At 67.6% G+C, this 15,410-nt stretch carries 17 protein-coding genes and 1 rRNA gene; 11 read left to right on the top strand and 7 right to left on the bottom strand.

The window, feature by feature from the left end:
• Positions 1-7: 7 nt before the first annotated feature.
• Positions 8-982 (top strand): non-homologous end-joining DNA ligase, encoded by a 975-nt coding sequence (gene ligD, locus ACFYRU_RS33295; protein WP_387666133.1) that lies wholly within the window; start codon positions 8-10, stop codon positions 980-982.
• Between the two features lie 108 nt (positions 983-1,090).
• Here the strand turns inward: ligD and ACFYRU_RS33290 are convergent, their stop codons facing one another.
• Both ACFYRU_RS33290 and lexA read right to left on the bottom strand, forming a co-directional pair.
• Positions 1,091-1,600, bottom strand: coding sequence for a glutathione peroxidase (locus ACFYRU_RS33290; protein ID WP_387666131.1), 510 nt, complete (start codon positions 1,598-1,600; stop codon positions 1,091-1,093).
• Between the two features lie 48 nt (positions 1,601-1,648).
• A complete protein-coding gene (gene lexA, locus ACFYRU_RS33285; protein ID WP_387666128.1) occupies positions 1,649-2,422 on the bottom strand; it encodes a transcriptional repressor LexA in 774 nt (257 codons plus the stop codon).
• A 366-nt stretch (positions 2,423-2,788) separates the two neighbouring features.
• Here lexA and ACFYRU_RS33280 point away from each other — a divergent pair, with 366 nt between their 5' ends.
• A complete protein-coding gene (locus tag ACFYRU_RS33280; RefSeq protein WP_387666126.1) occupies positions 2,789-3,310 on the top strand; it encodes a LysM peptidoglycan-binding domain-containing protein in 522 nt (173 codons plus the stop codon).
• Between the two features lie 248 nt (positions 3,311-3,558).
• Here the strand turns inward: ACFYRU_RS33280 and ACFYRU_RS33275 are convergent, their stop codons facing one another.
• The gene (locus ACFYRU_RS33275) at positions 3,559-4,128 is read right to left on the bottom strand and encodes a GNAT family N-acetyltransferase (protein ID WP_387666123.1); all 570 of its coding nucleotides are present in this window, start codon (positions 4,126-4,128) and stop codon (positions 3,559-3,561) included.
• 74 nt (positions 4,129-4,202) lie between these two features.
• On the opposite strand from ACFYRU_RS33275, the gene ACFYRU_RS33270 reads away from it, so the two are divergent.
• On the top strand, positions 4,203-4,778 hold the full coding sequence (locus ACFYRU_RS33270) for a TetR/AcrR family transcriptional regulator (RefSeq protein ID WP_387666120.1): 576 nt from the start codon (positions 4,203-4,205) through the stop codon (positions 4,776-4,778).
• Here ACFYRU_RS33270 and ACFYRU_RS33265 read toward each other — a convergent pair.
• Both ACFYRU_RS33265 and ACFYRU_RS33260 read right to left on the bottom strand, forming a co-directional pair.
• A complete protein-coding gene (locus tag ACFYRU_RS33265; RefSeq protein WP_387666117.1) occupies positions 4,771-5,724 on the bottom strand; it encodes a nucleoside hydrolase in 954 nt (317 codons plus the stop codon). The two genes, ACFYRU_RS33270 and ACFYRU_RS33265, sit on opposite strands and share 8 nt — an antisense overlap.
• Positions 5,721-6,035, bottom strand: coding sequence for a metal-sensitive transcriptional regulator (locus ACFYRU_RS33260; RefSeq protein ID WP_387666115.1), 315 nt, complete (start codon positions 6,033-6,035; stop codon positions 5,721-5,723). Before ACFYRU_RS33260 ends, ACFYRU_RS33265 begins: the two co-directional genes overlap by 4 nt.
• Before the next feature lie 343 nt (positions 6,036-6,378).
• Between ACFYRU_RS33260 and nrdR the strand changes: the two genes are divergently transcribed.
• Positions 6,379-6,858 carry a transcriptional regulator NrdR gene (nrdR, locus tag ACFYRU_RS33255; protein WP_387666112.1) on the top strand — a complete coding sequence of 160 codons (480 nt, stop codon included), beginning with the start codon at positions 6,379-6,381 and terminating at the stop codon, positions 6,856-6,858.
• A 94-nt stretch (positions 6,859-6,952) separates the two neighbouring features.
• Positions 6,953-9,862 carry a vitamin B12-dependent ribonucleotide reductase gene (locus ACFYRU_RS33250; RefSeq protein WP_387666110.1) on the top strand — a complete coding sequence of 970 codons (2,910 nt, stop codon included), beginning with the start codon at positions 6,953-6,955 and terminating at the stop codon, positions 9,860-9,862.
• Positions 9,863-9,927: 65 nt separating this feature from the next.
• On the opposite strand, the gene ACFYRU_RS33245 is transcribed toward ACFYRU_RS33250, so the two are convergent.
• Complete coding sequence (locus ACFYRU_RS33245) at positions 9,928-10,752, bottom strand: aldo/keto reductase (protein WP_387666108.1); 825 nt, start codon at positions 10,750-10,752, stop codon at positions 9,928-9,930.
• 190 nt (positions 10,753-10,942) lie between these two features.
• On the opposite strand from ACFYRU_RS33245, the gene ACFYRU_RS33240 reads away from it, so the two are divergent.
• Both ACFYRU_RS33240 and ACFYRU_RS33235 read left to right on the top strand, forming a co-directional pair.
• A complete protein-coding gene (locus ACFYRU_RS33240; RefSeq protein WP_387666106.1) occupies positions 10,943-11,572 on the top strand; it encodes a hypothetical protein in 630 nt (209 codons plus the stop codon).
• A gap of 189 nt (positions 11,573-11,761) precedes the next feature.
• Positions 11,762-12,766, top strand: coding sequence for a hypothetical protein (locus ACFYRU_RS33235; protein ID WP_387666103.1), 1,005 nt, complete (start codon positions 11,762-11,764; stop codon positions 12,764-12,766).
• A gap of 77 nt (positions 12,767-12,843) precedes the next feature.
• On the opposite strand, the gene ACFYRU_RS33230 is transcribed toward ACFYRU_RS33235, so the two are convergent.
• Positions 12,844-13,137 carry a hypothetical protein gene (locus ACFYRU_RS33230; RefSeq protein WP_387666100.1) on the bottom strand — a complete coding sequence of 98 codons (294 nt, stop codon included), beginning with the start codon at positions 13,135-13,137 and terminating at the stop codon, positions 12,844-12,846.
• A gap of 140 nt (positions 13,138-13,277) precedes the next feature.
• On the opposite strand from ACFYRU_RS33230, the gene ACFYRU_RS33225 reads away from it, so the two are divergent.
• From ACFYRU_RS33225 to ACFYRU_RS33210, 4 genes are all read left to right on the top strand, one after another.
• Positions 13,278-13,631, top strand: a complete 354-nt coding sequence (locus ACFYRU_RS33225) for a multiprotein-bridging factor 1 family protein (RefSeq protein ID WP_387666097.1) — start codon at positions 13,278-13,280, stop codon at positions 13,629-13,631.
• 51 nt (positions 13,632-13,682) lie between these two features.
• Positions 13,683-13,886 (top strand): KTSC domain-containing protein, encoded by a 204-nt coding sequence (locus tag ACFYRU_RS33220; RefSeq protein ID WP_387666095.1) that lies wholly within the window; start codon positions 13,683-13,685, stop codon positions 13,884-13,886.
• Positions 13,887-13,956: 70 nt separating this feature from the next.
• Positions 13,957-14,184 (top strand): hypothetical protein, encoded by a 228-nt coding sequence (locus ACFYRU_RS33215; RefSeq protein WP_387666093.1) that lies wholly within the window; start codon positions 13,957-13,959, stop codon positions 14,182-14,184.
• A gap of 1,150 nt (positions 14,185-15,334) precedes the next feature.
• Positions 15,335-15,410: ribosomal RNA gene (locus tag ACFYRU_RS33210) — 16S ribosomal RNA — on the top strand; the annotation flags it as partial.

Here is a 15,410-nt window from a genome sequence, read left to right as displayed (position 1 = left end):
TGGCTTCATGAGCCCAGTGACCGGTCCGCCGGTGCTGCCGATGATGGCGGCGTTGGGGGAGATGCCCACCGGCGCCGGCTGGTCGTACGAGCTCAAGTGGGACGGTATCCGCGTCATCGCCGAGGTCGACGACGGTGTCTGCCGACTGTGGTCGCGGAACAGCCACGATGTGTCCGGTGGGTACCCGGAGCTCGTCGGCCTGTCGGCGGCGCCGGGATTGCGGCTGCCCGCCGTACTGGACGGCGAGATCGTCACGCTCGACGAGCACGGCGCGCCGTCGTTCGGCCTGTTGCAGCGGCGCATGCACGTCCGCGACCCACGCCAACTCCGGCACCTGATCACCGACGTACCGGTCTCGGTCCGGCTCTTCGACGTGCTCCGCTTCGACGGCAAGTGGTTGCTAGAGGCAACGTACGACCAACGGCGTGGGCTGCTCGACTCGCTCGACCTCGGCGACCCGTTCTGGGAGGTGCCGCCCGCGTTGGCCGACGGCGACGCCGCGCTCGAACAGTCTGCTGTACAAGGGCTCGAGGGGGTTGTCGCGAAGCGCCGCAAGTCGCGGTACCTGCCCGGCCGGCGCAGCTCGGACTGGATCAAGATCAAACCGGTGCTGACGCGCGACGTCGTGTTGTGCGGTTGGCATCCGGGGGAGGGCAACCGGGAAGGCAAGATCGGTTCGTTCTACTGCGGGGCGTACGAGGGCGACGACCTGGTGCTGATCGGCAAGGTCGGCTCCGGGCTCGACTTCGCGACGCTCGACATGCTGAGCGCCGAGCTGACCGGGCTCGAGATCGACCGGCCCGCGTTCGATCCGGCCGGCATCCCGGCCACGGACCGGCGGCGCGCGCACTGGCTGGACCCGGTCCTGGTCGCCGAGGTCACCTATTCCGGCTGGGCCGGTGACGGCCGGCTGCGGCATCCGGTCTGGCGCGGTCTGCGCCTCGACATCGACCCGGAATCAGTCCGCGCCGACCGCGGCTGAATACATTTCACGCCGACATGCTGGCCGGCCGAATTGTTCGAAATGCGGTGAATATCGCGGGTCGCTGCGACGCTTTCTGTTCAACTGTCGCAGCATTTCGGGAGTTTGTCAGTCGTTGGTTTTCGGCGACGGTGCCGGAACGGCCAGTGCCGCCTCGATCTTGTCGGCCAGCTTCTCCGGCGCGTGGGTGGGCGCGTAGCGGCTGATCACCCCACCGTCGCGGCCGACCAGGAACTTGGTGAAGTTCCACTTGATCCGGCCGCCGAGCAGGCCGCCCTGCTCCCGCTTCAGCCAGTTGTACAAGGGGATCGTCTTCGATCCGTTGACGTCGATCTTGGCGAACATCGGGAACGTGACGTGGTAGATCGTCGAGCAGAAGTTGGCGATCTCGTTCTCGTCACCGGGCTCCTGATGACCGAACTGGTCACAGGGAAAACCAAGCACTGCGAAGCCCTGCCGGCGGTAGGTCCGGTAGAGCTTCTGCAGGCCGGTGTACTGCGGGGTCTGTGCGCACTGGGATGCGACGTTCACCACCAGGAGCACCTGGTCGCGGAAATCGGCAAGAGACTGTTCATTGCCTTCGATCCGCCGCGCGCTGAAGTCATAGACAGTCGTCATGACTCAATGCTGACACGTCACGCCGGAGTTCGCTCGCCGTCCGATATGTCAGACACGGCGCAGAACTGTTACGACCTTTCCGAGAATGGTCGCGTCCTTCCCGTCGATCGGCTCGAACGCCGGGTTGTGCGGCAGCAGCAGGATCTCGGACTTGGTCTTCTTGAACGTCTTCACGGTCGCCTCGCCGTCGATCATCGCGGCCACGATGTCGCCGTTCTCCGCGGTCGGCTGCTGCCGGACGACCACCCAGTCGCCGTCGCAGATGGCTGCCTCGATCATCGACTCACCCTTGACCTTCAGCATGAACAGCGTGCCCTCGCCGACCATTGCCTTCGGCAACGGGAAGACCTCTTCGATCTCCTGCTCGGCCAGGATCGGCCCACCGGCGGCGATCCGGCCGACCACCGGCACGTAGGCCGCGTCCGGGTGCGCGTCGCCGGCACCGGTCTCGTCGTACGTCGTCTGCCGGACCGAACCGAGGGCCGTCCGCTTCGCGGCCGCGTCGACCTCGCCGGGGTAGCGGACCTCGATCGCGCGCGGCCGGTTCGGGTCGCGGCGGAGCAGGCCCTTCTGCTCGAGCACGCGGAGCTGGTGCGACACCGAGGACGAACTGGTCAGGCCGACCCGCTCACCGATCTCGCGCATCGACGGCGGGTAGCCGCGGCTGTCGACCGAGTCGCGGATCACGTCCAGCACGCGGCGCTGTCGCGGGGTCAGGCCGGTCGCGTCGGCCGGTCCGTCCGGCAGCTCGGCGACGGTCCGGTCCTTGTCCACGGCTCCGCTGCCCTGGTCCTTGCTGGATCCGCTCGGCGTCCTGGCCATCGGTGGTTGCTCCTCGGGTCGGGCCGGCGATCACGCACCAGCCGTTGCTTGCTCGACTGAGTCGACCGTAGACCGAATTCTGAGATTCTTCAAACATCTGTTCGAAGGCGTGTCGGTTCGCAAGTTTGTTCGGGTGTCGGGTTATAAGGCGTGCGCGGGCAGCTGCGGCGGCAGGGAATTTCCTGGGCGTGTCCTGGTTGGAAGTGGTTGCGCGACGGGTGGTTGTCGGTTAATCATTCGTACAGACGTTCGATCGAACAAGTGTTCGGGCCGGTCGAACAGGTTGCTCCTTCAGAAACTGTCGGAGGCGGCCGATAGACAGGACCAGACACCGACGAACGCGCACTGACCGAGCTGGAGGATCCGATGAGCACAGCAGCCGTAGCGGCCGACTCCCTGGCCCCGCGCCGCTCGCACAAGGCCGAGCCGAACCTGAGGCTTGTCCCGGCTCCCGTGGAGCGGACGGCGGCGCCGGTCGCCGTGCCCCGGAAGCGGCCGCGGATCGACGGCGTGACCACCGACCGGATGCCGGTCCGCGGTTGCTCCGGGGAGTCGCTCGGCCGCCGCGTCGAGGAACGGCCCGAGCCGACGCTCCGCCTCACCCGCCGCGGCCGCATGCTGCTGACCGCGGTCTCGGTCCTGGTCTTCGGTGCCGCGGTCCTGGTCCTCGGCCTCCGCGTTGCCGGCGTCCTCGAGCCCGGCCCGCACTTCACCCACACCGTCCCGGTCCAGGTGGCCCCCGGTCAGACCCTCTGGTCGATCGCCGAGTCGACCAACCCCGGCCAGGACCCGACGATCGTCGTCGAGAAGATCGCCAAGGTGAACAACCTCGCCACCCCCGCCGACATCACCCCCGGCCAAACCCTCCAGATCCCCATCGCCGGCTGATCAGCCAAGCCCGCCACGCCGACCAAGCCCGGCCGCGCCAGCCATGCCCGCCGCGCACCTACGCCCGCCGCGCGAGCCAAGCGCCCCGCGCCGACGAGGCACGCTGCGCGAGCCAAGCCCCCGCGCCGACGAGGCACGCCGCGCGAGCCAAGCCCCCGCGCCGACGAGGCACGCCGCGCGAGCCAAGCCCCCGCGCCGACGAGGCACGCCGCGCGAGCCGAGTCCCCGCGCCGGCGGAGCACGTTCCGTCAGCCGAGCCTCGCGCGCCACTCGCTCGCGAGCAGTGCGTAGACGTACTCGTTCGCCCATTCGCCCTTGAACTGCAGTGCTTCCAGGTGGTGCGCCTCGCGTCGCATCCCGAGCCGCTCGAGCAGCTGAGCCGACGGTGTGTTCCGATCGTCGAGGATCGCCACGATCCGGTGCAGCCCGAGTTCCTCGAAGCCGACCCGCAGGATCTCCCGCGCAGCCTCCGCCGCGAGCCCCTTGCCCTGGTAGTCGGTGTGCAGCGCGAACCCGATCTCCCCCTGACGATCCTCCGCGCTGGCCCACTTCAGCAGTACCTCGCCGATCACGGTCCCGGTCTCCCGCAGCTCGATCGCCAGAACCAGCCACTGACCCGGCTCGGTCAGCGCACCCTGCGGCAGCTTCCGCTCCAGCGCGACCCGCGTCTCCTCGCGATCCCGCACCGGCCACGGCGTGTACCGCACCACCTCCGGCCGCGAATGGAACGCGTACAAGTCGTCCAGATCGTCCATCCGGTGCGGCCGCAGCTCCAGCCGCTCGGTCAGCAGCGGGTACGCGGGTCGAAATCCAGTCACAGTGCCATCCTTCGAGCTATTGTCTAATGCTGTTAGACAGTAGCTCCACCGTCCACCGACGACAACGAGATTCCGTGACCAGACGCGATCCTTCGTCCCACGCAGCGGCTGGCATCACCACAACCGCGATCGCCGACGCAGCCCTGACCGTCATCCGCACAGCCGGCGTCGACGGCCTCACGATGCGCGCCGTCGCGGAACGACTGCACGTCCGCGCCCCGTCGCTTTACCACCACGTCCACAACAAGTCCGAACTCCTCGACCTGGTCGCCCGGAACGCGTTCGACCAGTTCACCGCGGATACCACGGCGTACGACCAACTGCGGACCGTCGACGAGTGGATCGAGCTGACCAGATCCGGCTCCCTCGAACTGCGAAGGTTCTACGCCGAGCATCCCGGACTCGCCGGCCTGATCCAGGCGAAGGCCACGCCGGACCGCGACCGCGGCGAAGGTTCGCGCGCCGAACTGGTCCGCGCCCAGATCGAGTCCCTCGTCCGCATCGGCATACCGGAACCAACCGCGCGGCACGTCTTCGAGGTCACTGCCCGCTGGTCGCTCGCGGCTGTCGTCGCGGAGTTGACCGACGACCTCTTCGCGGAGGGCCTCAATCTCTTCCTGTACGGCGTCCGCGCGCGGCTGGTTACCTGACGGTCGCCAGCCACAGGTCGGCGTACCGCTTCGCGTCCACCGCCGTCGCGACGCTGACCACCGGCGCCCGGCCCTGGATGTCGTTCGCCTGGTCGACCTCGTCCCGGGTGTCCACGATTGTCCGCCCGCGCGACCAGCCGCCGGACAGTTCGACGCGGACCGGGTGCCGCTGCGTGGTCAGCCCCGACGGATCGATCACCGCGCACACGGCCCCGCCGTCGCCGATGCTCCCGCCGTCCGACTGGTACCGCTCGCTGCGCTTCTCGATCAGCTTGCACGCCAGCTCCGCCGACGGCGAACCGCTCAGCCCGCGGGCCTGCTCCAGCGTGACGACGACGTCGTAGAAGACGTCCAGCCCGTACATCGTCACCGGGATGCCGAGGTCGTCGGCCGACTTGAGGACGATCGCGGCCGCCTCCGGATCGGTCCAGATGTTGAACTCAGCGGACGCGGTCGCGTTCCCGCTGCCCGCGGAGCCGCCCATGAAGACGATCTCCTTCAGGCCGGCCGCGGCCTCGGGGTACGTACGCAGCAGCAGTGCGATGTTCGTCAACGGCGCCAGCGGGATCAGCGTGATCAGCTCGCCGGTGGTGGCAGCGTCCCGCAGTACGTCCCGGAGCAACTCGATCGCGTGCCGCGGATCCGTCGGGCGCGTCGACCGCGGCCAGTCGAGGTCACCGAGCCCGTCCGCGCCGTGTACATGCCGGGCCGGCCGCACCGGCTGGATCAGCGGTACGGCAGCACCGCGGGCCACCGGTACGTCGGGACGTCCCGCTGCGTCGAGCACCGTCAGCGTGTTGCGGACGACGTCGTCGATCCCGACGTTCCCGCCGACGCAGGTCACTGCTTTCAGGTCGAGACCGGCATGCCGGCCCGCGAGCAGCAACGCGCACGCGTCGTCCAGACCGGTGTCGACGTCGAGAACCACCGGCTTGCGGGTGGTCACGAGCGCACCAGCCGGGCGATCGCGGCGGAGGCCTCCTTGATCTTCGCGTCGGCCTCCGGTCCACCGGCCGCCGCGGCGTCCACGACGCAGTGCGCCAAGTGGTCCTCGAGCAGGCCGAGGGCGACCGATTCCAGCGCCTTCGTCATCGCCGAGACCTGGGTGAGGATGTCGATGCAGTACTTCTCGTCCTCGACCATCCGCTGCAGGCCGCGGGCCTGGCCCTCGATCCGCTTCAACCGCCGCAGATACGCGTCCTTGTCGCCGATGTAGCCGTGCTGCGTATGCTCTGCGACCGGTTCGGTCACGCTCACCACATCCTCCCAGGAACCAGGCAGAACCTTATCCCGCCGGAGGCCCGGGCAGCGGCCTGTGCCGGCCGTAGTTTGCGCCTCGAAACGGCCGTCGCGGCGGCGCCACGCGGGAGTACACGGGTCCGCGCGGGTGTTGGAACCTGTGACACGCGCGGGCAACGCGGGCGATGCCGAGCGTGCTTGCAAACTGTCGGAGCAGCGATCTAGGATCCCTAGATGTAGTGGTTACACGGGTGTAATTTTCCACAGGTAGTGGTTGGTTGCACACAGGTTCTACACAGGTTGTCCCCAGGCCGATCCACAATCCATCCCCAGGGATGGTCACGGGAGGAAGTGATTCGTCGTGCACTGTCCGTATTGCCGGCACGCCGACTCCCGCGTGGTCGACAGCCGGGTGGCCGAGGACGGCGGAGCGATCCGCCGCCGCCGGCAGTGCCCGGTCTGCGAGAAGCGGTTCACCACCGTCGAGCAGATGCAGCTCACGGTCGTGAAGCGCTCCGGCGCGACCGAGCCGTTCAGCCGCGAGAAGGTCATCAACGGGGTCGGGAAGGCCTGCAAGGGCCGGCCGGTGAACGCCGACCAGCTCGCGCGCCTGGGCCAGCAGGTCGAGGACGCGCTGAAGGGCGGCGGCTCGCCGGAGGTTCCCGCGCACGAGGTCGGACTCGCGATCCTCGGGCCGCTGCGGGAGCTGGACGAGGTGGCGTACCTGCGGTTCGCGAGCGTGTACCGGCAGTTCGAGTCGGCCGACGACTTCGAGACCGAGATCGCGCTGCTCCGGGCCGAGAAGGAGCCGGAAGGTACCGAACCGGCCCAACAGACATAAACCGGGGGAACGGAAGTTCCAGTAGTAGACGCAGTACTCCAACGGGGCGGTCCCGACAGACCGCGGCAGTACAGACGAAGGGCGAGGAGCAACCATGACAGAGACGGTGACCGGCCACTCGGGGTCGACCAAGCGGTCGACGGCCGGGTTCCGCGGGCGGAAGAACGCGCCCACGGGACTCACCATCGAGCGCGTATTCAGCACCGAGGGCGTGCACCCCTACGACGAGGTGACGTGGGAGCGTCGCGACGTCGTCCAGCAGAACTGGAAGACCGGCGAGACCGTCTTCGAGCAGCGCGGGGTCGAGTTCCCCGACTTCTGGAGCGTGAACGCCTCCACGATCGTCACCACCAAGTACTTCCGTGGCGCGCTCGGTCACGACAACCGTGAGTGGAGCCTCAAGCAGCTGCTCGACCGGGTCGTGAAGACCTACCGCAAGGCCGGCGAGGAGCACGGTTACTTCACCTCGCCGCAGGACGCCGAGGTGTTCGAGCAGGAGATCACCTGGCTGCTCCTGCACCAGTACTTCAGCTTCAACTCGCCCGTCTGGTTCAACGTCGGTACGTCCTCGCCGCAGCAGGTGTCGGCCTGCTTCATCCTCGCCGTGGACGACTCGATGGAGTCGATCCTGAACTGGTACAAGGAAGAGGGCCTGATCTTCAAGGGCGGCTCCGGCGCCGGCCTGAACCTGTCCCGGATCCGCTCCTCGAAGGAACTGCTCCAGTCCTCCGGCGGCACCGCGTCCGGCCCGGTCAGCTTCATGCGCGGCGCGGACGCGTCGGCCGGCACGATCAAGTCCGGCGGCGCCACCCGGCGCGCGGCGAAGATGGTCGTGCTGGACGTCGACCACCCCGACATCGAGGAGTTTGTCGACACCAAGATGCGCGAGGAGGAGAAGATCCGGGTCCTGCGGGACGCGGGCTTCGACATGGACCTCGGCGGTCGCGACATCACCTCCGTGCAGTACCAGAACGCCAACAACTCGGTCCGGGTCTCCGACGAGTTCATGCGCGCGGTCGAGGAGAAGGGCGAGTTCGGGCTGCGGGCGCGGCTGGACAACTCGGTGATCGAGACCGTCGACGCGCGGACGCTGTTCGACAAGATCGCCCACGCCGCATGGGCCTGCGCCGACCCGGGTCTGCAGTACGACGACACCATCAACGACTGGCACACCACGCCGGAGACGGGCCGGATCACCGCGTCCAACCCGTGCTCGGAGTACATGCACCTGGACAACTCGTCCTGCAACCTCGCGTCGCTGAACCTGATGAAGTTCCTCCGCGACGACGACTTGTTCGACTCGGAGAAGTTCGTCAAGGCCGTCGAGCTGATCATCACCGCGATGGACATCTCGATCTGCTTCGCGGACTTCCCGACCGAGGCGATCGGCGTCACCACGCGGGCGTACCGGCAGCTCGGCATCGGGTACGCGAACCTCGGCGCACTGCTGATGGCGACCGGCCACGCGTACGACTCCGACGGTGGTCGCGCACTGGCGGGCGCTATCACCTCGCTGATGACCGGTACGTCGTACAAGCGCTCCGCGGAGCTGGCCGGCATCGTCGGCGCGTACGACGGCTTCGAGCGGAACAAGGACGCGCACACCCGGGTGATGCGCAAGCACGCCGCGGCCAACGACGCGATCCGGACCATCCACGAGATCGACAAGGACGTCCAGCAGCACGCCACCGCGGCGTGGGAGGGCGTACTGAAGATCGGTACCAAGAACGGCTGGCGGAACGCGCAGGCCTCGGTGCTCGCACCGACCGGCACCATCGGCTTCATGATGGACTGCGACACCACCGGCATCGAGCCGGACTTCTCGCTGGTCAAGTTCAAGAAGCTGGTCGGCGGCGGCTCGATGCAGATCGTCAACACCACGGTCCCGCGGGCGCTGCGGCAGTACGGCTACACCGAGGAGACCATCGAGGCGATCGTCGAGTACATCTCGGAGAACGGCCACGTCGTCGACGCCCCGGGCCTGAAGCCGGAGCACTACGAGATCTTCGACACCGCGATGGGCGAGCGGGCCATCAAGCCGATGGGCCACGTCCGGATGATGGCGGCCGCGCAGCCGTTCCTGTCCGGCGCGATCTCGAAGACCGTGAACCTGCCGGAGACCGCGACGGTCGAGGAGATCGCCGACGTCTACTTCCAGGGCTGGAAGCTCGGCCTGAAGGCGCTCGCGGTGTACCGCGACAACTGCAAGGTCGGCCAGCCGCTGGCGGACGCGAAGGCGAAGAAGGCCTCCGAGGCCGTCGAGGCCGAGGCTGCCGTTGCCGAAAAGATCGTCGAGAAGATCATCGAGTACCGGCCGACCCGCAAGCGCCTGCCGAAGTCGCGCCCGTCGCGGACCACGTCGTTCACGGTCGGTGGCGCCGAGGGTTACATGACCGCCGGCTCCTACCCGGACGACGGTCTGGGCGAGGTCTTCCTGAAGATGGGCAAGCAGGGTTCGACGCTCGCCGGTGTGATGGACGCGTTCTCGATCGCGATCTCGATCGCCCTGCAGCACGGCGTACCGCTGGAGACCTACGTCCAGAAGTTCACCAACCTGAAGTTCGAGCCGGCCGGTCTGACCGACGACCCGGACGTCCGGATGGCGCAGTCGATCATGGACTACATCTTCCGCCGCCTGGCCCTGGACTACCTGCCGTTCGACGAGCGGGCCGCCCTGGGCATCTACTCCGCGGAGGAGCGGTCCCGGCAGCTCGACACCGGGTCGTACGAGCCGGCTCCGGTCGAGGTGTCCGAGGCCGAGTCGCTGAAGTCGGTCGAGCCAGTCACTGACACCGTCGACACCGTGGAAGCCGTCGAGAAGCCGGCCGATGCGGTCTCCGCCAAGCCGATCAAGGGCGAGGCCCACACCACCGCCGAGATGCTCGAACTCATCACCGGCACCTCGGTCGACGCCCCGCTCTGCTTCACCTGCGGCACCAAGATGCGCCCAAGCGGCTCCTGCTACGTCTGCGAAGGCTGCGGCAGCACCTCCGGCTGCAGCTGAGACCAGTAGCTGATAGCACTACGGCCCCCGGGAACTTCCCACTTCCCCCGGGGGCCGCGGTGCGTCTAGTGCCCTGACCGGTCCGAGTCCGCGGCCGGCCTCGCCGTACCGTCCAGGGCTGCCAGGGTGGCCAGCTCCGCGTCGCTCAGGTCGAAGTCGAACACCGCGAGGTTCTCGGCGAGGCGTTGTGGGTTGGACGACTTCGGGATCGGGACCACGTCCTGCTGTGTCTCCCAGCGCAGCACAACCTGCCCGGGCGTGCGTCCGTGCGCCCTGGCGATGTCTTGCACCGCCGGGTGCTGCAACAGGTCCGTGCCTTTGCCGAGCGGGCTCCACGCCTCCGTGACGATCCCGTGCTGCCGATGGAACGCACGTTCGGCCGCCTTCGCCCACACCGGGCTGAGCTGTACCTGGTTCACCTCGGGCGCGACCCCGGTCTCGTCGATCAGCCGTTGCAGGTGCGCCGGCTTGAAGTTCGACGTACCGATCGCCCGTACCAACCCCGCCTCGCGCAGCGCGATCAGCCCACGCCACGCGTCGACGTACCGATCCTGCGCCGGATTCGGCCAGTGGATGAGCAGCAGATCCAGGTACTCCACACCGAGCCGCTCCGCGCTCGTCTCGAACGCCTGCCGCGGCCCCTCGACGCTGTGCCAGCGCTTGTTGAACTTCGACGTCACGAACAACTCGTCCCGCGGCACGTCCTTCAGCGCCCGCCCCACCCCGACCTCGTTGCGGTAGTTCTCGGCCGTGTCGATCAGGCGGTACCCGAGCTCGAGCGCCGTCCGTACGGCCCGCTCGGCGTCCGCGTCGTTCATCGGCGAGGTTCCGAGCCCGACCCGCGGCATCGCGGATCCGTGACTCAGTGTGACTGTCGGCACCTGGCTCATCCGTGTCCTCCTTCGGCGTACGCTGCCCCGCCAGCCTAGGCCGATCACGGTCCGCACCCACCCTTTCCGGCCGTACGCCGTACGGCCGTCTCACCCCCGCGATACCCCCGCGCGAACTGTCGGAGGTGTGGTTCATGATGGGTTCCGCGGGTCGTGAGGATTTGCTGAAAAGCGTTGGAGGGGTGGCCTTATGAAGAACCGGCTGATCACTCTGGTGGACCTCGGTCTGGACAGTTCGTTCGACGCGTCGATGACCTTCGTGCAGGGCATCACCGGCAACATCAACGCCGGCTGGGACCGCCCGTACCTCGACGTGAACTTCGTCCGCACCCGGGACCACGAGACCGCGTTCTCGGCCCTCACCACCCCCTCGACCGTGCTGCACGTGATGGCACACGGTGACCACAGCGAGGAACCGTCCTTCCTTTCCACCGACGGCGAGACCCAGGTCTCGCTCAAATCCCTGGCCGACTGGTTCCTCGACCACCAGTGGGGCATCGCCAGCGGCGTCGTCATCGCCGACGGTTGCAAAACAGGCATCGGCAAGTGGCAACGCGCCATCCGCGACTGCATCCAGGACGACATCACCTACATCGGCACCAGCACGGTGATCGGCTGGTACGAGGCCACCGTCTTCTGCTCCGCCTTCTACGGCGCGCTCGTCCGCAACCGCGGCCTCGGCCGCACCCCCGCCGAGCAGGGCTGGGACGCCGCCAACCGAGCCATCCGAGCCTACGAAACCCTCACCGACAAGCCCTGCCCCTACAAACCAGTCGTCCTGACCCCCTCCCGCCAAGCCCTCCGCTCCATGACCGGCTGACCCTCCGCCGCCGACACGCACGAGACGGCTACTTTGGGTTAGGGATGGGAGACTTTTTGTGGACTCGTCGTGGGGCGCAGTCTGTGGTCTGGGTTGCTGGTCGCTCGGGTGGTGTGGGGACGGGGAAGCCGACGGGTGCGCCTTGGTCGACCCGTTGACCTCCGCCCGACGCGGTGAAGGAACGCCACCATGAAGCTCCACCGGAACACGCTCCTGACGGCGGCCGCGATTGTCGTGGTGCTGTACGTCGTTTCGCTGATCGTGGGACTGCCGGCGTGGGCGGCGGTGGTGCTGATCGTGGTGCTGCTGGTCCTGCTCGCGGTGGTGTGGAAGCAGCCCGACGAGCCCCGGCCGGTCGTCGCCCGGCCGGCGCCTTCCGTCGTACTGCCGGATCCGGAGCCGGTGTTCTCCGGACCGCCGTCGAGGACTGTCGCGGACGTGCGGTTGCCGTCCGCGTCGCCGGACTTCCAGTTCAGCTTCTCGGCTGTGGTGCAGTGGTCGACCGTTCTGTCCGGGTCGCGTCATGCCGACCTCGGCGCGGTCGCCGTCGACGCGCTGCTGGATCGGGCGCGGTCGCTGACCGCGCGGCAGCAGGTGACGGAGGAGTCGCTGAACCAGCATCGGCTCGCGGCGCTGCTCGGTGAGCCTGCGCTGGACGAGAAAGGGCAGGTCCGCAGCTGGGCCACCGAGATCCGCCTGCGGTTGCCCGATCCGGATCAGAAGCATCTCCAGCATCTCGCGGCCCTGCACCGCCGGGAGCAGACCACGCTGCTCGAGCGGCGGATGGAGCAGGACAAACGCGCCTACCTGAAGGACGACGTGTTCGCGACGCCCGGGTCGGCCGCGGTCTGGTGGCTGGTCAACCACCCGGGCGAGGTCGAGACCGCGCTCGGCCTTCTCGACACGTTGGCCGAACTGTCGGCCGCGGCGAACGATCTCCCGGTCCGGCGAACCGCCGCCGAGGAGATCGAACGCCAACGGCCGACCCGCGCCGAACTCGCCTTCAGCACGGCGGTCGAAGAACTCACCGAGGCGGCTCGGACCGCGGCGGACGCGACGGCCGCCACGGCGAGCCAGAGCACCCCGGCGACGGATTCCGAGCAGCGGCCGGTCCCACGGCACGCCGGCGCCGACAGCCAGGACGGCCATCCGGAGCGGCACAAGGAATACCGCGAGCAGTTCTTCACCGAGTAGGCCGGCGAGGCGGGTTGTCTGCAGGGGAGCACCGCCTCGCCGGGGTCCGATACGCACAGCCGTTCCGATCCGCATGGCTACTTGTCCAGCCAGCGGATCGTGGTCCGGCCGTTGTGTCCATGGACGGTCAGCAGCGCGTCGATGCCGTCCTGCCACACGGTGGTGGTCGGAAAGCAACCGCCCCAGCGCAGCGCGACGGTCCCGTCGCTCCACTCGACTCCCTCCGCGACGACACCCGTACCGCTGACACCGGACACGTCTTCGTGGCGGAACAGCTGGAAACGGCGCGGCCCGGATCTGGCGACCATACGTAGGTGACGCCGTTGCGTGCTGTGCAGCAGCGTCGCGGTTCGTCCGCTGATCTCGTCCATGGCCCAAGTCAACTCGCGAAGGCCTGCCCTCACCAGGAACTCAACCGGTATCCACAGCGCACAAATTCTGCCCACCGGCGGTCACCGAATCGCCATATTCTCATTGCAGGGAGTAACTGACTCGCAAAGGAGCGACCCGGATGACAGTGATCGACGAGTGGACCGGCCGGCACGCGCACGCCCTGCGGACCGCGCTCCGGATGACGAACGAGGCGTTCGCGGAGCGGCTCGGGATCTCGCCGCGCACGCTGACGAAGTGGCGGGAGAGACCCGAGCTCGTGCCCAGTCCGTATCTGCAGGAGGCCCTCGACACCTACCTCAACCAGGCACCACCCGACGCACACGAGCGGTTCGCCGCGAACCTCGGCCTGGACGACCGCCGGGTGCCGATCGACCACACGGTGCTGAGCCAGCTCAACGCAGCGCTGGGCGATCTGGCCCGCGCTCTGGCACGCCTGCAGAGCGAGGCCGCGAAACGATCTTCGTCGCCCTGACCGCCCCGGCAGGCAGACTGGGGCGCAGCGTGAGCGCGGAAGGAGCCGCGGATGAGGCGACGCCCGGTGAACTCGTCGAGTGTGCGATCGGTCGGGTGGTCCGACGGCACGCTGGAACTCGAGTACGTGAACGGCTACATCTACCAGTACTTCGACGTACCGCAGCCGACCTATGCGGCACTGCTGGCCGCACCGAGCATCGGCGGCTACGTCAACAAACACATCAAGCCGTACTACGAGTTCCGCGAACGCTGAGTTTCCGCGCATCTGGCCGCGGGCACCGGTGGAGCGTTCACACGGGGGTGCGCCGACCTCGGAGGTAGACATGCGCACTCGTAGAGCTTCAACGACCGGGTCCCGCGCGATCGCGGTCATCGTCATCGTGTGGCTGGTCATCGGCTTGGCGGCCGCCGCGCAGCGGAACTACTTCGCCGGATCCAGCGCGACCTGCGCCAGAGTCGGTACGACCCTGGTGACGATCGTCGCCGGCCCGCTCAACTACGTCGGCGCCAACCCGAAGATCGACTGCTCGGCCCCGCGACCCTCGCGGTAGCCACGCCCCCCGGCGCCTCTTGGGCAGCCAACGGACTGCGAAGAGGCCTAGCACGACGTGTAGTAGTGGGCGGGGGAGTCGCCGACCGCACCCCTGGCGGTATGCGCCTGCAGCATGCCAACGTCGGGGCCCTGAGCATTACGTACCAGGTGGGGCCGTCAGCGGATGCGCTCGCTTCTCGCCCACAACATCTAGGACGGACCGCACTGTGCTGCACGGCCGACGATCCTGTACCAGGTGGCCTCGATCAGCAGTTCCAGGCCCTGGCGGTGGGTCGGTTCGCAGCGGCCGGCGTCGATGCTGAGCTTCGGGTGGGCGATGGGGGACTGGCCCTGCTGCAGGGTGGTCGAGAGTTCCGGTGCACCCGGGAATAGGTCTCGGGGGAGGGCGGTTACACCTGGTGCCGTCCGGTTCATGACCCCGGGCCTCAACCTAAGCCGCTACGAGCGGCCACTCGCCGAGAGGCGTCTGCTGGACGGTGCGGTGCGTGACAGGTGGGAGCCGGCCGACCGGCTCCCACCTGGTCGTCCCACCGGCCGCACGAAAACCACTTGTGTGGTGCGGCATGATGGAAGAGTCGCTGGCGGAGACGCCAGTGAGTGATGTGACCAGAGGGACGGGCGCTGCTTCCCTCGGCACCGGATCACCGGCGCCGAGGACGGGTGCCGGGAGCCTCGGACAGCGGTCCAGGACCCCGATTTGCATCCGCACCACGAATGTCAGTAATGTTCTTCTTGTTGGACGGAAGCGCAGGACGCGAAAGCGGCCGGGCCGCCAACAAACTCCCTGAAGGTCTCGGAAGCCGAAACACGCCTCGGCGGGTTTCGGACACTGAGGCACGCAGGGAGACTGGATCGAAAAGGCCGATTTGACCGGCTGAAAGCGAAACAGTAAAGTAGGGCGAGTTGCCCCGGAGCTTCAAACGAAAGTGCGAAGCGCGGTGTGCGTCCGATTCTTGAGAACTCAACAGCGTGCCGAAAGTCAATGCCGAAAGATGCATTAACCCCGTCCATAGGCATTCAGTGTCTATGGCGGATTCCTTTGAAATATATACGGATGACAAGCCAGTGATGGTTTTGTTTCTGATGTTCAAAGGGTCTACTCAAAGTAGTCTGTTATCCACAGCTTTGCTGTGGTTGACATATAGATTTCAACGGAGAGTTTGATCCTGGCTCAGGACGAACGCTGGCGGCGTGCTTAACACATGCAAGTCGAGCGGTAAGGCC

This window comes from Kribbella sp. NPDC004536 (assembly GCF_042873835.1).
Lineage (GTDB): Bacteria > Actinomycetota > Actinomycetes > Propionibacteriales > Kribbellaceae > Kribbella.
The sequence above is the reverse complement of the archived record's forward strand: the minus strand, read 5'-3'. Positions and strand labels throughout refer to the sequence as shown.

Coding starts and splice junctions, on each gene's coding strand:
- ligD (WP_387666133.1), top strand. CDS start 8: ATGAGCCCAGTGACCGGTCCGCCGGTGCTGCCGATGATGGCGGCGTTG.
- ACFYRU_RS33290 (WP_387666131.1), bottom strand. CDS start 1,600: ATGACGACTGTCTATGACTTCAGCGCGCGGCGGATCGAAGGCAATGAA.
- lexA (WP_387666128.1), bottom strand. CDS start 2,422: ATGGCCAGGACGCCGAGCGGATCCAGCAAGGACCAGGGCAGCGGAGCC.
- ACFYRU_RS33280 (WP_387666126.1), top strand. CDS start 2,789: ATGAGCACAGCAGCCGTAGCGGCCGACTCCCTGGCCCCGCGCCGCTCG.
- ACFYRU_RS33250 (WP_387666110.1), top strand. CDS start 6,953: ATGACAGAGACGGTGACCGGCCACTCGGGGTCGACCAAGCGGTCGACG.
- ACFYRU_RS33245 (WP_387666108.1), bottom strand. CDS start 10,752: ATGAGCCAGGTGCCGACAGTCACACTGAGTCACGGATCCGCGATGCCG.
- ACFYRU_RS33240 (WP_387666106.1), top strand. CDS start 10,943: ATGAAGAACCGGCTGATCACTCTGGTGGACCTCGGTCTGGACAGTTCG.
- ACFYRU_RS33235 (WP_387666103.1), top strand. CDS start 11,762: ATGAAGCTCCACCGGAACACGCTCCTGACGGCGGCCGCGATTGTCGTG.
- ACFYRU_RS33230 (WP_387666100.1), bottom strand. CDS start 13,137: ATGGACGAGATCAGCGGACGAACCGCGACGCTGCTGCACAGCACGCAA.
- ACFYRU_RS33225 (WP_387666097.1), top strand. CDS start 13,278: ATGACAGTGATCGACGAGTGGACCGGCCGGCACGCGCACGCCCTGCGG.
- ACFYRU_RS33220 (WP_387666095.1), top strand. CDS start 13,683: ATGAGGCGACGCCCGGTGAACTCGTCGAGTGTGCGATCGGTCGGGTGG.
- ACFYRU_RS33215 (WP_387666093.1), top strand. CDS start 13,957: ATGCGCACTCGTAGAGCTTCAACGACCGGGTCCCGCGCGATCGCGGTC.